General features: G+C 71.2%; 14 protein-coding genes. 7 read left to right on the top strand and 7 right to left on the bottom strand.

Annotated features, from left to right (window positions below; all coding sequences use genetic code 11):
• The first annotated feature begins 20 nt into the window (after positions 1–20).
• The 6 genes from OG522_RS04295 (at position 21) to OG522_RS04320 (ending at position 6,746) form a co-directional block, all read left to right on the top strand.
• Positions 21–368: a sodium:proton antiporter gene (locus OG522_RS04295; protein ID WP_329467480.1), complete on the top strand. Its 348-nt coding sequence runs from the start codon at positions 21–23 to the stop codon at positions 366–368.
• A complete protein-coding gene (locus tag OG522_RS04300) occupies positions 365–2,113 on the top strand; it encodes a complex I subunit 5 family protein (protein ID WP_329461572.1) in 1,749 nt (582 codons plus the stop codon). Before OG522_RS04295 ends, OG522_RS04300 begins: the two co-directional genes overlap by 4 nt.
• 287 nt (positions 2,114–2,400) lie before the next feature.
• A complete protein-coding gene (locus OG522_RS04305; RefSeq protein ID WP_329461573.1) occupies positions 2,401–3,357 on the top strand; it encodes a hypothetical protein in 957 nt (318 codons plus the stop codon).
• A gap of 168 nt (positions 3,358–3,525) precedes the next feature.
• Positions 3,526–4,977: an amino acid permease gene (locus OG522_RS04310; protein WP_329467481.1), complete on the top strand. Its 1,452-nt coding sequence runs from the start codon at positions 3,526–3,528 to the stop codon at positions 4,975–4,977.
• Positions 4,978–5,032: 55 nt separating this feature from the next.
• Complete coding sequence (locus OG522_RS04315; RefSeq protein ID WP_329461574.1) at positions 5,033–5,428, top strand: DUF779 domain-containing protein; 396 nt, start codon at positions 5,033–5,035, stop codon at positions 5,426–5,428.
• Between the two features lie 82 nt (positions 5,429–5,510).
• A complete protein-coding gene (locus OG522_RS04320; RefSeq protein ID WP_329461575.1) occupies positions 5,511–6,746 on the top strand; it encodes an epoxide hydrolase family protein in 1,236 nt (411 codons plus the stop codon).
• A 58-nt stretch (positions 6,747–6,804) separates the two neighbouring features.
• Here the strand turns inward: OG522_RS04320 and OG522_RS04325 are convergent, their stop codons facing one another.
• The 7 genes from OG522_RS04325 to OG522_RS04355 all read right to left on the bottom strand — a co-directional run bounded on the left by OG522_RS04325 (position 6,805) and on the right by OG522_RS04355 (position 13,496).
• Positions 6,805–7,980, bottom strand: coding sequence for a winged helix DNA-binding domain-containing protein (locus OG522_RS04325; protein ID WP_329461576.1), 1,176 nt, complete (start codon positions 7,978–7,980; stop codon positions 6,805–6,807).
• Positions 7,977–8,171 (bottom strand): hypothetical protein, encoded by a 195-nt coding sequence (locus OG522_RS04330; protein ID WP_329461577.1) that lies wholly within the window; start codon positions 8,169–8,171, stop codon positions 7,977–7,979. Before OG522_RS04330 ends, OG522_RS04325 begins: the two co-directional genes overlap by 4 nt.
• 273 nt (positions 8,172–8,444) lie before the next feature.
• Entirely contained in the window at positions 8,445–9,104 is a 660-nt protein-coding gene (locus OG522_RS04335; protein WP_329461578.1) for an ABC transporter ATP-binding protein, read from the bottom strand.
• A complete protein-coding gene (locus tag OG522_RS04340) occupies positions 9,097–10,005 on the bottom strand; it encodes an ABC transporter ATP-binding protein (RefSeq protein ID WP_329467482.1) in 909 nt (302 codons plus the stop codon). The genes OG522_RS04335 and OG522_RS04340 overlap by 8 nt, the downstream gene beginning before the upstream one ends.
• A 44-nt stretch (positions 10,006–10,049) precedes the next feature.
• Positions 10,050–10,916, bottom strand: a complete 867-nt coding sequence (locus OG522_RS04345; RefSeq protein ID WP_329461579.1) for an ABC transporter permease — start codon at positions 10,914–10,916, stop codon at positions 10,050–10,052.
• Positions 10,909–11,871 carry an ABC transporter permease gene (locus OG522_RS04350; RefSeq protein WP_329461580.1) on the bottom strand — a complete coding sequence of 321 codons (963 nt, stop codon included), beginning with the start codon at positions 11,869–11,871 and terminating at the stop codon, positions 10,909–10,911. The genes OG522_RS04345 and OG522_RS04350 overlap by 8 nt, the downstream gene beginning before the upstream one ends.
• A 32-nt stretch (positions 11,872–11,903) precedes the next feature.
• Positions 11,904–13,496: an ABC transporter substrate-binding protein gene (locus OG522_RS04355; protein WP_329461581.1), complete on the bottom strand. Its 1,593-nt coding sequence runs from the start codon at positions 13,494–13,496 to the stop codon at positions 11,904–11,906.
• Between the two features lie 147 nt (positions 13,497–13,643).
• Between OG522_RS04355 and OG522_RS04360 the strand changes: the two genes are divergently transcribed.
• Positions 13,644–14,498, top strand: a complete 855-nt coding sequence (locus OG522_RS04360; RefSeq protein WP_329461582.1) for a class I SAM-dependent methyltransferase — start codon at positions 13,644–13,646, stop codon at positions 14,496–14,498.
• The last annotated feature ends 48 nt before the right edge of the window (positions 14,499–14,546 follow it).

Raw genomic sequence — 14,546 nt, forward strand, 5'->3', positions numbered from 1 at the left:
AGGGATGGGAGCCGATGGTGATGTCCGTGCTGCCCTATCTGATCGCCGGGTGGATCTTCCTGGTGGGCTGCTACGGCCTGGCCACCAGCCGCCATCTGGTCCACGCGGTGGGGTGCCTGACGGTATGTCAATCATCCACCTATGTCCTGCTGTTGGCGGTGGGCTACCGCGACGGCGGCACCGCTCCGGTCTTCTCCGACGTGACTCCGGGTTCGCGGCCGCTCGTCGACCCTGTCGTCCAGGCCCTGACGCTCACCGATGTGGTCGTCGGCGCCACGGTCACCGCCCTGCTGCTCGCCCTGGTGATACAGGTCGCCAAACGGCACGGCACCGTGGACCCCGACGAACTCTCCGAGCTGCGCGGATGAACCACCTCCTGCCACTGGTGGTGGCCCTGCCGCTGCTCGGCGCCGCCGCACTCGTCGCGGCCGGGCGCCGACTGCCGCGCGTCGCCGCCGAGACGATCGGCTGCGCCGTCGCCGCCGCGACGGCCGTGCTCGCCGTCGTCCTCCTCGTCCACGCCTCGCCGGACGCCGTCGAATGGGTCGGCGGCTGGCAGCCCAAGGGCGGCGAGGGCGTGGGCATCGTTTTGGTGGGCGACGCGGCCGGTACCGGTCTCGCCGCGCTCGTCTCGGTCCTCGTCGTCGCCGTACTCGCCTATTCCTGGCACTACTTCGACGAGCCGCCGCAGCGCCACGCGGGCTCCTTCCCCGCTCTGGTGCTGCTCTTCCAGGCCGGCATGTGCGGATTCGCGCTCACCGGTGACCTGTTCAACGCCTTCGTCTTCTTCGAGCTGATGAGTGTCGTGGCGTACGCGCTGACCGGCTACCGCGTCGAGGAGGCGCGGGCCGTCCAGGGCGCGCTCACCTTCGGTGTGGTCAACTCCCTGGGCGCCTATGCCACGTTGACGGGCATCGTGCTGCTGTACGCGCGCACCGGCGAGCTGGGCATGCGGCAGATCGGACAGCGTCTGGACGCGCACGGCGGGCCGGACGCACTGGTCCTGGCGGCCTTCGCGCTGGTGCTCACCGGCCTGCTGGTGAAGGCGGCCGCCGCGCCGTTCCACTTCTGGCTGCCCGACGCCCACGCCGTGGCGCCGACACCGGTGTGCATGCTGCTGTCCGGGGTCATGGTCGAGCTCGGCGTGTACGGAGCGTGGCGGGTGTACGCCACCGTGTTCGCGGGCCCCGGCGGGATTCCGGCGGCGGACGCCGAGCGGGCGCTGGCGGTGCTCGGCGTACTGACCGCGCTCGTCGGCGCCGTGATGTGCTGGCAGCAGCGCCACATCAAACGGCTCCTGGCGTTCTCGACGGTCGCGCACACTGGGCTGTTTCTCGTCGGCATCGGCCTGCTCAAGCCCGAGGCGACCGGCGGCGTGGCGATGTACGTGCTGTCCCACGCGGGCGCGAAGGCGGCCCTGTTCGCCTGCACCGGCATCCTGCTCGACCGCTACGGCAGCGTCGACGAACACGAACTGCACGGCCGGGCGCGGGAGTTGCGGCTGGTCGCCGCCCTCTTCGTCATCGGCGGTCTGGCCCTGGCGGGTCTTGCGCCCTTCGGTACGGGGCTCGGGAAGGCCGTCGTTGAGGAGGCGGGGGGCGGCGGCTTCACCGTGCTGTTCGTGGCCGTCTCGGCGCTCACCGCGGGCGCCGTGCTGCGGGTGGCGGCGCGCGTGTTCTTCGGGCTCGGGCCGAAGCCGCTGGGCGACCCGCCGAACGAGACGAAGGGTGAGGACGAGGAGCCGGAGACCCGGGGCAGGATCGGCCGGGTGCCCGGCACGATGATCGCGGTCCCGGCCCTGCTGCTCGCCGGATCCCTGGCCGCCGGCCTGGTACCGGCCCTGTCCACGGCGGTGGGCCGGGGCTTCGGAGCCGAGGCCGGCCGCGCGCCGCACTGGACCCTGTCCGGCGTGCTCCTCGCCCTCGCGTCGGCGGTCCTCGCCGCCGGTCTCGCGGCGGCCGCCGTGCGGGGACCCGCGCGCCGGGAGCCGTACCGCTGGACGCAGCCGCTGCGCCGGCTGCATTCGGGTCACATCGGCGACTACGTCGCCTGGCTCCTCGCGGGCACGGCCCTTCTCGGCGCCCTCGCCCTGCCCGGAGTCCTCACGGGCTGATCCGAACACCCGCCCCGAATATGCCAAACAAATACGCTGCGTCACTGCGCGCGGGAATGCCGGTCCGGCGGCGCGGCCAACCGCAGGGGATTTACGAGACGTTGGAGCCGCGTCCCGGCAAAGCGGCGGAAGCAGAACTTCCGGACAATGAGTTTCGATACGACTTAAGGATGAGTAAGGTGTGGCTCGCTGTCGGTGAACCTGCGTAAGCACTCGGGCTCCGGCTCAATTCGGCATGGCCGGAAATTTTTTGGCGCAGGGTGTCGTCTGCGGGACGGGGGAGGATCGTGGCTGCCGGCTCGTTCGAGGGACACTACGTATGGCATCCGGCCGCCGACGATCGCGAGCTCGCACGAGCGTGCACGGACGTCCGCGCGGGGCGGTATCTGGGCGCCCACAACGTGCTCAAAGAAGCGCGCGGAGACTTCGAGTTGCGGGCCCACCGCTCGCTGGTCCTGGCGTCGGAGGCGGCGGACTCGGACCTGGCGGAACGCTGGATGGCCGAGGAACCGGGCCCGGAGGCAGCCCTGTTGGGGGCGCGGGTGGCGATGCTCCGCGCTCTGCGGATGGCCGATGCGCGGGACGCCAGGGCGGCCGCGCTGCTCCGCATAGCCCAGGCCGCCTGTGACCGGGCGGCGCGGCTGCTGCCCCAGGACCCCACCCCGTGGGTCGCGCAGTTGGCGCTCGCCCGCATCGACAGCCCCCGCGATCCCGCCCCGAGGGGGCTGTTGACCGCGCCGCCGGGCCCTTGGCAGTTGTTCGCCCACGTCCTGCGTCTCGACCCCTGGCACCGCGAGGCGCACCACCGCTTTCTCGCCTGCTTCTTCACCCGGCACGGCGGTTCGGCGAGCGCGCGCTGGGACGTCGCCTCGTTCCTCAGCCACCGGGCGCCGGCCACCTCCGCGCTGCGGCTGCTGCCGCTGGTCGCGCTGGTCGAGGACTACGACCCGGGCGCCCTCCTGGCCGACCACACCTGGCAACAGCCGCAGTGGGCCACGACCACACTCGGCATTTATCACAACTGGTTTCCGCAGGCGGCCAGTTACCGGTTCACTCCGGTTCTCGACCTCGCCTATCTGGCGCACGCCCTGTTCATGGCGAACCGTGAATTCGAGGCGCGCGAAGTACTCACCGCCATGGGCCCCTACGCCTCCCGCATGCCCTGGAGCGCGTTCGGCGACCCCGGCGAGCAGCTGACCAGGGCCAGGCGATCCTGCGGACTCCCGATCCCCGCACCGGCCTGACCACGCCGGAGCGTTCACCGCCGCTCCCGCGCGGAGCGGCCAGACCCACGCGCCCTTCACCCCACAGGAAAGGTTGCCACTGTGTCCGAGCAGACGTCCCACAGCCGCCCGAAATCCCAGGAGCGGGAAACGTCCGCCACACTGGACGACGATGCCACACTGCACGCCATGGGATATCCGCGGAAACTCACCCGGAGATTCCACGCCTTCGACAATTTCGCCATATCCTTCACGATCATCAACATCATATCCGGCATCTTTTCCGCATTCGGTTTCGGAATGGGCGCCGGCGGCCCGCGAATTCTCGTCTTCGGCTGGATCGGCGTCTCGGTCATGGTGCTGTTCGTGGGCGCCGCGATGGGCGAAATCGCTTCGGCCTATCCGACGAGCGGCGCCCTGTACTTCTCGGCCGGCAAGCTCGCCAAGCGGCACCGCGGCGCGTGGTCCTGGTACACCGGCTGGCTGAACTTCGTGGGCCAGGTCGGCGGCACGGCCGCCACCAACTACGCGGCCGCCACGTTCATACAGGCCTTCATCTCGATGCAGTGGCCCTCGTACGAGGGCACCCCACAGCAGACCGTCGCCATCGCGGCCGCGATCCTGCTGGTGCAGGCGCTCGCCAACACCTACACCGTGCAGCTGGTCGCCCTGGTGAACCGGATCTCCGTCTGGTGGCTGCTTGTCGGCATGGTGGTGATCGTCGTCGCCCTGACCGTGAAGCCCGCCTCCCACCAGCCGGTCTCGTTCGCGACGCACTTCGTCAACAGCACCGGGTTCGGCAACGGCCTGTACGCCGCGATGCTGGGCCTGCTGGTGACGAGCTGGACGTTCACGGGCTTCGACGGCAGCTTCCACATGTCCGAGGAGACGGTGAAGGCGACCGTGAACACCCCCAAGGGCATCATGCGCGCGATCATCTACTCGGCGCTCGCCGGTCTGGTCCTCATGCTCGCCCTGGTGTACGCGATCCGCGACTACGCGGCCGAGATCGGCGCGGCGGCGCCGCCGGTGCAGATCCTCGTGGACGCCCTGGGCGGCGGCACCGCCAAGCTCCTGCTCCTGATCGTCATCGGCGCCATGCTGTTCTGCGGCCTGGCCAACATGACCAGCAACACCCGCCAGATCTTCGCCTTCTCGCGCGACGGGGCGATGCCCGGCTCGCAGTGGTGGCATTCGGTGTCGCTGCGCACCCGTACCCCCGTCAAGGCGGTGTGGCTGGCCGCGACCTGCGCCCTTGTGCTGATCATTCCCGGCTGGTGGTCGCTCACCGCCTTCACGGCCATCGTCAGCGTCAACGTGGTCGGCCTGTACCTGGCGTACGGCGTGCCCATCTTCCTGCGGCTGCGCCTGGACGACTTCGAGCCCGGCCCCTGGAACCTGGGGCGGTACGGCAAGCCGGTGGCGGCGATCGCCGTGGTCTGGATCGCGCTCAGCAGCGTGCTGTTCATGCTGCCGCAGGTCTCCCCCATCACCGCCGACTCGTTCAACTACGCGCCGATCGCCCTGGGCGCGGTGCTGCTGATCGCCACGGTCTGGTGGTTCGCCACCGCCCGTCGGCGCTTCCAGGGGCCGGTCAGCTACGGCAGCCCCGACGAGGTGGCGGCGATGGACCTCATCTGACCCGCTCGGCCCGTTGCAACCCGGTTGCAACGGGCCGCGTGGTGAAGTGGTCACCATGTCCGAACCCACGGAACCCGCCGCGCCACCGTCTGTCCAACTCACCTCTGCCGCCGCCGAGTTGCTGCGCACACTGCGGGCCAAGCACGGCCCGCTGATGTTCCATCAGTCGGGCGGCTGCTGTGACGGCAGCGCTCCCATGTGCTACCCCGAGGGCGAATTCCGCACCGGCGGCTCGGACGTGCTGCTCGCCTCGCTGGCGGTGGACGGCGTGAACGAGCACGTGCCGTTCTGGATCTCGGCGAGCCAGTACGAGGTGTGGCGACACACCCGGCTGATCGTCGATGTGGTGGAGGGGCGCGGCAGCGGTTTCTCCCTTGAGGCACCGGAAGGGGTGCGGTTCCTCATCCGGTCCCGGCTGATCCGAGAACCCGCCGACCGACCGCGCCGGTGAGGGGTGCCGACCCTTTCGCGCCTGTGTGATGACGAGCTGCTTTGCCCCACTTCTTCCGCCCAGTCCAGTAAGGAACCACGCCATGACCGCCCCCGACGTCTTCCCCCTGGAGCCCACCCCGATCCACGTGTCCGAGCGGGTCCTCGATGACCTGCGGGCCCGTCTCGCGTCGACCCGCCCGCCGCTGGACGAGGGGAACGAGGACTGGGCCTACGGCGTCCCGGACAGCTATCTGCGCGAGCTGGTCGCGTACTGGCGGGACGGCTACGACTGGCGCGAGGCCGAGGCGGCCATCAACGTCCACGAGCACTACCGGGTGAGCGTCGCCGGTGTCCCGGTGCACTTCATGCGCAAGCCCGGCCGGGGCCCCAGCCCGATCCCGTTGATCCTCACCCACGGCTGGCCGTGGACGTTCTGGCACTGGTCGAAGGTGATCGACCCGCTCGCCGACCCGGCCGCGTTCGGCGGTGACCCCGCCGACGCGTTCGACGTGATCGTGCCCTCGCTGCCCGGCTTCGGTTTCCCCGGCCCGCTCACCGGCTTTCCGGACGTCAACTTCTGGAAGGTGTCCGACCTCTGGCACACACTGATGACCGAGACCCTGGGATACGAGAAGTACGCCGCCGGGGGCTGCGACATCGGCGGGATCGTCTCCAGCCAGCTCGGCCACAAGTACGCCGACGAGCTGTACGGAATCCACATCGGCTCCGGGCTGCCGCTCGACTTCTTCACCGGCCCCCGCGCCTGGGACCTCGCCCAGAACCGCCCCCTCACCGACGACCAGCCCGCCGACGTCCGTGCCCGCGTCATCGAACTGGACCACCGCTCGGCGTCCCACCTCGCCGTGCACATGCTCGACGGCGCCACCCTGGCCCACGGGCTGAGCGACTCCCCCGCCGGACTGCTCGCCTGGCTGCTGGAGCGCTGGAACGCCTGGAGCGACAACGGCGGCGACGTCGAGTCCGTCTTCAGCAAGGACGACCTGCTCACCCACGCCACGATCTACTGGGTGAACAACTCCATCGCCACGTCCATGCGTTACTACGCCAACGCCAACCGCTACCCATGGACCCCGGCCCACGACCGCACCCCCGTCGTACAGGCCCCGGTCGGCCTCACCTGCGTCACCTACGAGAACCCGCCCGGCATCCACACCGCCGACGAGCGCGTCCGGGCGTTCAAGACCGGCCCGCAGGCCCGTTGGTTCAACCACGTCAACGTCAACGCCCATGACCACGGCGGCCACTTCATCCCATGGGAGAACCCCGACGCCTGGGTGAACGACCTGCGCCGCACCTTCCACGACCGCAGGCCCTGAAGGACCCCGCGCTCCCGCCGGGCGAGCGTCGCCAGGCGGGAGCGTGCGCGCGGGCCCGCTAGCCGGCGAGTCGCCGTTCCAGCGGGGTGCGGAAGCTCGGCTTGACGCGGACGTCGCCGAAGAACGCGGCCAGCCGCTCGGCCTCGGCGTCGATCGCCGCACGAGCCTCGCGCGGCAGGCCCCCCTTGATGAGAGGTGCCGTGACGATCTCGCCGTCCGCGCGCTGGGCCCAGCCGCCGACGACCCGGCCGTTCCACCACACACTGGGGCCGATGTTGCCGGTGGTGTCGAAGAGTTCCGCCTTGTGGTCCGCGTCGACATACCAGTCGCGCCCGCGCCAGCCCATCGGGGTGGGGTCGAGCGCGGGCAGCAACGCCGCCCAGGGCTCGGGCTCGGCGGGCGCTTCCAGGTGGGCGGGCAGGACGTGGCACGGACCCTCGTCGAGGTCGGCCTCGACGGCGCCGGTGCGGGCCAGCGCCTTTCGGGTGTCGGTGAGCGTCCAGCCCGTCCACCACTTGACGTCCTCGGTCGTGGCGGGCCCGAACGCGGCCAGGTACCGGGCGGCGAGCTCTGTCTTCGCCTCGTCGGCGGGCAGTTCGGGGTGCGGCTCGGCGGGGATCCAGCGGAACTGGCTGGAGGCCCAGGTCCCCAGCGGCCGGCCGCGCCGGATGCGGCTTTCGGCGGCCATCACCCCGAGGAAACGGCTGGTGATGCGCGGCCGCGCCTCGTACGGCTTCCCCTCCGACTGGACGATCTGCGACTTCAACTCCGGTACTTCGTCGGCAAGTTGGGCGGCCGTCGCCTCGCCCCGCCGACGCAGTGCCGCGAGCACCGCGTCCTCGGTGGCGGCGAACCAGCGTCCGTCGAAGCCGAGCTGCTCCTGGATGACCTTGGCCAGGTTCTTGCGCTCGCGGGCCGCCACGGCTCGGGCGGCCGAGGCGTCGACCACCGGGGCGAGTTCGCGCGGCACCACGAACATGGTGCGCCGCATGCAGAGCATCCGCACCAGCGTCCGGTCCTCGTACAGGGCGCGTTCGAGATCCGGCACGGACGGGTCCTTCAGCCGGGCCGCGACGGCGAGGTACACCGTCGCGGGATCCGTGGCGTGCAGGCCGATGAGCGCCTCGGCGACCGCCTCCGGGGTGTTCGCGCGGGCGGCGGGGGCGAGCAGATGGCGGGCGCCGAGCCGGGCGCGCCGTTCCTCGGCGGTGATCTTCCGGCGGGCTTTGGTCATGGCTTGAGGCTACCGACCACACCCGCCGTCGCGTTCAGACCGTCCTGGATCGTCGACGCCATGCTGGTGCCGGCCAGGAAGAAGCCGAGCAGGGCACAGACGATCGCATGCGAGAGCTTGAGCCCCCCGTTGCGCAGAAAGATCACTGCGAGGACCAGCAGCAACAGCACCACCGAAACCGAAACAGCCATGACGAGCCTCCTCCACCGCGCCACAATTGCGGCATTCGGGCGCCAGTGTGGCGGAGCGGGCGTGCCGGTCCGGCCCAAGACGTGTCCGCCGTACGGGTGTTGACTGCGTGTGACACCGCGCTGGGCGCCGTGTGTTGCGCAGTAACCCCTCCGGACCGGCGAGTTCGCCGGAGGTGAACCAGTCGATCCCGGCGCCCCGCGGCTCGGGCCACCCGGCATGGTGTTCGGGCCCGGCGAGGTCGGGCGTCGCCCACAACCGCAGCCGCAGCCGCATCAGGCGACGGGCGGATCCGCCCAGCTCACCGTCCGGTCGCACCAGCGATCAAGCAGGATCTCGTCGTGGCCGACGGCGAGCAGGGACGCCTGTGTCTCGCGGCGGTAGTTCTCGACCGTCGCGACCAGCGCGGCCGTGGTCGAGGCGTCCAGCATCGCCGTCATCTCGTCGCAGATCAGCAGTCGCGGCCGGAGCACCAACGCCCTTGCCAGACAGGCGCGTTGGAGCTGCCCGTCGCTCACCTCGTGGGCGTGTCGCGTCAGGAGGTCGCCGCCGAGGCCGACCGCCTGAGCCAGTTCGTCGACCCGTTCTCGGATCTCGATGCGCCGACCGGTCGCCTTCAGCGGCTCGGCGATCAGATCCCGCAGCCGCAGTCGCGGATCGGCCGAGAGCCGCGGCGACTGGAAGACGACGCCCACCGTGGTGCGCAGGGCGCGCGGGGCGCGATGGCGGTGGCCGACGACGGTGGTGCCGTCGATCACGACCGTCCCCGCGTCGGGGCGGTGCAGCAGGGCCGCGACCCTGGCCAGCGTGGACTTGCCGCAGCCGCTGGGCCCGAGCAGGCCGACCGCCTCGCCGCGCGCCACGGCGAGGCTCACGTCCCGCACGACCGGTTTGCCCCGCTCGTAGCCGGCGGTGATGTTGCTGAGCTCAAGCACGGCTGGAGTCCTCTGCGTAGGCGTGGTGGCAGGCGACCCGGCCGTCGAACCGCGGCTGGCTGCCGCAGCGGTCGTCGGCCCGGTCGCAGCGGGCTGCGAACGCGCACCCCGCCGGAAGGTCTCCCAGCTCCGGCGGCATGCCGGGGATGGGCCTGAAGGAACGTTCCGGCAGGGCATCGAGCAGACCACGAGCGTACGGGTGACGGGGACCCGGCTCGCCGAAGAAGCCGGCGGCATCGGCGATTTCGACAATGCGGCCCGCGTACATCACGGCCACCCGGTCGGCGATCCGCGCGGCCGCCGCGAGGTCGTGCGTGATCAGCAGGAGCGCGCGCCCCTCGTCCACGGTGCGGCGCAACTCGTCGGCGGTGCGGTCGACCAGCGCGCGGTCGAGTCCGATGGTGGGCTCGTCGGCCAGCAGCAGGGGCGCGTCGCCGATGAGGGCGAGGGCGGTCGCGGCGCGCTGGGCGAGCCCGCCGGACAGCTGGTGCGGATGGCGGTCGAGATGGCCCGCAGGGAAGGACGCCCGCGCGGCCGCCACCTCCCCGGCGGCACGCAGCTCCCTACGCGGCCTCTGCGTCAATTCCCTTACGGTTTCCTCCAGTTGACTGCGTACTGTGCGTACGGGAGTGAGGTGCGCGGCGGGGCTCTGCGGTACGAGTCCGATGCGCCGGCCCCGTACCGTCCGCGCGAGCAGCCGCTCGTCGGCGGTCGCCAGATCCGTCCCGCCGGGCAGCAGCGCGGCCCCGGCGGTCGCGGCGTTCGCGGGCAGCAGACCGAGCAGCGCGGAGGCGAGGACCGACTTTCCGCAGCCGCTCTCGCCCACGAGCGCGAGGCACTCCCCCGCCGCCAGGTCGAAACTGGCGTCGGTGACGGCGGCGACGTGACGGCCGCCCCGCATCGAGAAGCGCACGGAGAGGTTCCGGACCGACAGCGCGTACTCGTTCACAGCATCAGCTCCGATCGGCGGCGTGGGCTGAGCCGTTCGCGCCAGGCTCCGGCCAGGCCCGCGACGGCAAGGGTCGCCACGATCAGCAGGAGGCCGGGGAACAGCGTGGGCCACCAGTCGCCCGCGAGCAGCGAACCGCGCGCGCCCTGGACAAGGTTGCCGAGGCTCGCCCCGTGGCTGGGCAGGCCAAGGCCGAGGAAGGACAGGGCGGATTCGTGCCACATGGCGTGCGGCACCATGAGGACCGCGGCGAGGCCCGCCTGCGGCAACACCCCGGGCAGCAGATGGCGCACCGTCACCCGCCACCGGGAGGCGCCGCCCGAGATCGCCGCGTCGATGTAGGGCCGGGTGCGCAGCGACAGGATCTCGGCGCGGACGATGCGGGCGGTCGACAGCCAGTGGGTGAGGGCGACCGACGCCACGACAGGCCACACCCCGGGGCGGAACATCGCCACGACGAAGATGCCGAGCAGTAGATGAGGCACGGACGAGAAGGTGTCGACGAGGCGCATGACCACTCGGTCGCTCCAGCCGCCGAGGGCTCCGGCGACCGCGCCGACCGCCGTGCCGACGAGGGTGGCGGCCAGCGCCGCGACCACTCCCACCAGGAGCGAGATCCGCAGCCCGTACACGCACCGGAGCAGTAGGTCGCGACCCACGTCATCGGTTCCGAACGGGTGTGACCAGGACGGTGGTTGGAGCCCCTGCGCCAGATCCACGGCCTGCTGGTCCAGCTGGACGGCGAGCGGCACGAGGAGCGCCGCGAGCACCAGGAGGGCGATGATCACGGTCGAGGTGCGCACCCGCGGGGCGCGGGTGGAGCGGCGCGGATGCCCCTGCGGGTGCCGGAGAACGTCAGCCATCGAAACCCACCCGGGGATCGGCGAGTCCGTACAGCAGGTCGGAGAGGAGGTTGCCGAGCAGCACAGCGGCGGTCGCGAGCACCGTGAGGGCGGCGAGCAGCGGGAAGTCGACGGAGGTCGCGGCCTGCACGGTCGCGGCGGCGATGCCCGGCCAGCTGAACACCGTCTCCACGAGGAGCGCGCCGGTGATCAGCTCGGGCACGCGGGACCCGATCAGCGTCAGCATGGGGAGCATGCCGGACCGCAGGGCGTGGCCGGTGAGTACGGTCCGCTCGGCGAGGCCGCGCGCCCGCGCCCCGCGCACCGGGTCTTGTGCGAGGGCGTCTCCCACTCCTTGGCGTACGTACAGGAAGAACCAGGGCAGTTGGGACAGGCCGAGCACGGCCGCCGGGAGCACCAGGTGGCTGAGGGTCTGCCCGAAGGTCACCGTGTCGCTCGCGGTGTCGGTGAGTCCGCCGGCGGGCAGCACGCCGAGCTTCAGGGCGAAGAGCCAGATGGCGAGCAGCCCGAGCCAGAAGACGGGTGCGGCTTCGAGGGTGTACGCGGCGGAGCTGACGCAGCGGTCGAGCCGGCCGCCGCGCCGCGCGGCGAGCACCCCGAGGGCCGTGCCGAGCAGGACCGCGAGCAGGAAGGCGGTGGCGGCCAGGAGTACGGACCAGCCGACGCGTTCGGCGATGACGTCGGCGACGGGCTGGCGCAGCGCGCTGGAGTCGCCGAGGTCGCCGGTGAGGGCCGAGGTGAGCCAGTTCCACCAGCGCTCCACGAACGGCTGGTCCACGCCGAGGTTGGCCCGTAGTTGGTCGAGGTCGCCCCGCGAGGCGGTGAGCCCGGCGGTGCCCGCGTACGCCTTCACGGGGTCGAAGGGGGAGGCGGCGGCCACCGCGAAGACGCCGAAGGTGACGGCGAGCAGGACGGGCCCGGCGGCCAGCACCCGGCGTGCCGCGAGCCGCGCCATCGGCCCCCAAGGGAGCCTGATATATGGCGAGTTCACTTCTTCGGCGCCCACTTCTCGACGTTCCACCACGGCCCAAAGGCGAGACCGTGGTCGTGCGGTTCGACCTGCGTGGTCAGCCCGCTCCATCGGTCGTTGACGACGTACAGGTGGTCGACGTGGGTGAGGAAGGTGTAGCCCGGGTTCTTCACCAGCTCGCGCTGGATGGTGTCGTAGGCGCTCTTGCGGACGGCCCGGTCGCCGCTCTTGCGGGCGTCGTCCAGGGCCCGGTCGACGGTCGCGTCGGCGTACGAGGCCATGTTGTTGAAGCCGTCGCCCGCGAGCGTGGACTTCAGGAGGTTGTACTGGTCGAAGTCGGGGTCGCCGGGCGAGCCGCCGCCCGCGAGGACCGCGTCCTGCTTCATGCGCGGTTCGATGACCTCCCAGGTGCCGGACTGGGTGGTGATGTCCAGGCCCGCCTTCTTGGCATCGGAGGCATAGGCGAGCGCGTGGTCCTGGCGGAGCTTGTCGCCGGAGAGATACCACAGCGGGAAGGCGGCCCGGACGCCGTCCTTCTCGCGGATGCCGTCGGCGCCCGGCTTCCAGCCCGCCGCGTCGAGAATGGCCTTCGCCCGGGTGAGGTCGTGGGGGCGCTCGGTGCCGGCGGCGAACCATTCGCTGCCGGTCGGCACCGGGCCGTGGGCGGGCTTGCCCGCGCCGTCGAGGATCCGGTCGACCATGGCCCTGCGGTCGACGGCGAGGTCGAGCGCCTGGCGCACCGCGGTGTCGCCCGCGACCTTGTTGGCGGTGGGCAGGGTGACGTTGCGGTAGTCGTACGTCTTGGCCGCGTAGGTCTTGCGGCCCTCGTCGTTCCTGAACGTCCTGGCGAGGTTGGGCGGCAGGATCGCGCCGTCGAGGTCGCCCGCGCGCAGCCGGGTCGCCCGCACGTCGTCGTCCTTGATGATCGCCATGGTGAACTTCTTCACCGCAGGCGCGCCGCCCCAGTAGGAGGGGTTGGCGGCGAAGGTGATCTTCTCGCCCTTCGACCACTTGACGAGGGTGTACGGGCCGGTGCCCACGGGCGCGCCGGAGAAGGCGCCCGAGTTGACGTCCTGCCGGGCGGCGACGTGCTCGGGGACGACCGGCAGCACGGTCCGCTCGGCGAACGGGGCGTACGGGTAGCCGAGGGTGAAGACCACCGTGTCGTCGCCCTTGGCCTCGACGGACTTCACCGCGTCGAGCTCGCCCTTGGACGGGTTGTTGGTCTTCGGGTCGAGGATCCTGGTGTAGGTGAAGACGACGTCCTTGGCCGAGAAGGGCTTGCCGTCGCTGAACCTCACGCCCTGGCGGAGCTTGTAGGTGTACGTCAGCCGGTCCGCGCTCACCTCGGGCAGGGCGGTGGCGAGCGCGGGCCGCAGCTTCATGTCGGCGTCGAAGGCGAGGAGTCCGTCGAAGAGCTTGGAGTTGCCGTCCTTGCCGTAGCCGAGGAGGGGGCTGAGCGTCTCGGGCTCGTACGCGATCCCGACGACGGCCGCGTCCTTCGCGCCCTGCCTGCCCGTGCCGCCGGGGCTGGAGCAGGCGGCCGCGCCAATCGCGAGCACTCCGGCCAGCACGGCGGCGGCCGTGGCACGTATGGAACGGGCGGTCATGCGGCCCACACCCCTTGTTGAAGATCGACCACTATTGCGAACAAGTCGCAATTAAACAGTACGTAAAGGGGTGGTCAAAAACGGCAGGTACGCGCGGGTCCCTGTGAACTAACCTCGAACTGCCCGCCCAGCACAACGAAGGACCATGTGAACAACATCGATCTCACCGCCCAGGCACCGTCGATCGCCGCCCTGATGGCCGCCTTCCGGGTCAGCCCCGACGTCCAGCGCACCCAGACCGCCTACCGCGCGGCCCTCGTCGACGCCATGGGGGTCTGTGACGGGGCCTCGGTGCTCGAACTCGGCTGCGGACAGGGCGACATGACGGCGGTCCTCGCGGAGGCGGTCGGCCAGGAGGGCCACGTCGTCGCCCTCGACATCGCGGACCGGTCCTACGGCGCTCCGGTCACTCTCGGGCAGTCCGCCGAACACCTGCGGGCCGGCCGGCTGGGCCCGCGCATCGACTTCCGGTTCGGCACGGACGTGCTCGACGATTCGGTGGACTTCCCCGACGGGGCCTTCGACCACGTCGTCCTGACGCACTGTTCCTGGTACTTCGCCTCACTCGGCCAGGTGGGCGAGGTCCTGGCCCGAGTCCGGCCCTGGGCACGGCAGTTGTCCTTCACGGAGTGGGACCTGGAAGCGCGATCCGCGGACCAGCTGCCCCATCTCCTCGCGGTCCTCATCCAGGGCCAGATCGAGGCGAGCGGCTCACGCGGCGAGGGCAACGTCCGCACACCGTTCTCCCGCAACGCCCTGCTGCGCCTCCTGCCCTCGACGGGCTGGACGGCGACAAGCGAGCGGTCCCTGGACACGGCCCGGCTCCAGGACGCCGACTGGGAGATCGACGCCTGCGAACGGCTCCTGGCCACCGAAGGGCGGATGGCCGCCCTGCCCGAGCCGGTCCGGGACCTGGTGCACAGCCAGGCGGACGCGCTTCGCGCCCGTGCGGGGACACGCGGGAACACCCCGCTGCCGTCGTACACGGTGACCGCCCACTGACCAACAGGGGCACGCCCCCAACGGGGCGCCGATGATGCCGGCGGGTGA

It is taken from the genome of Streptomyces sp. NBC_01431 (genome assembly GCF_036231355.1).
Lineage (GTDB): Bacteria > Actinomycetota > Actinomycetes > Streptomycetales > Streptomycetaceae > Streptomyces.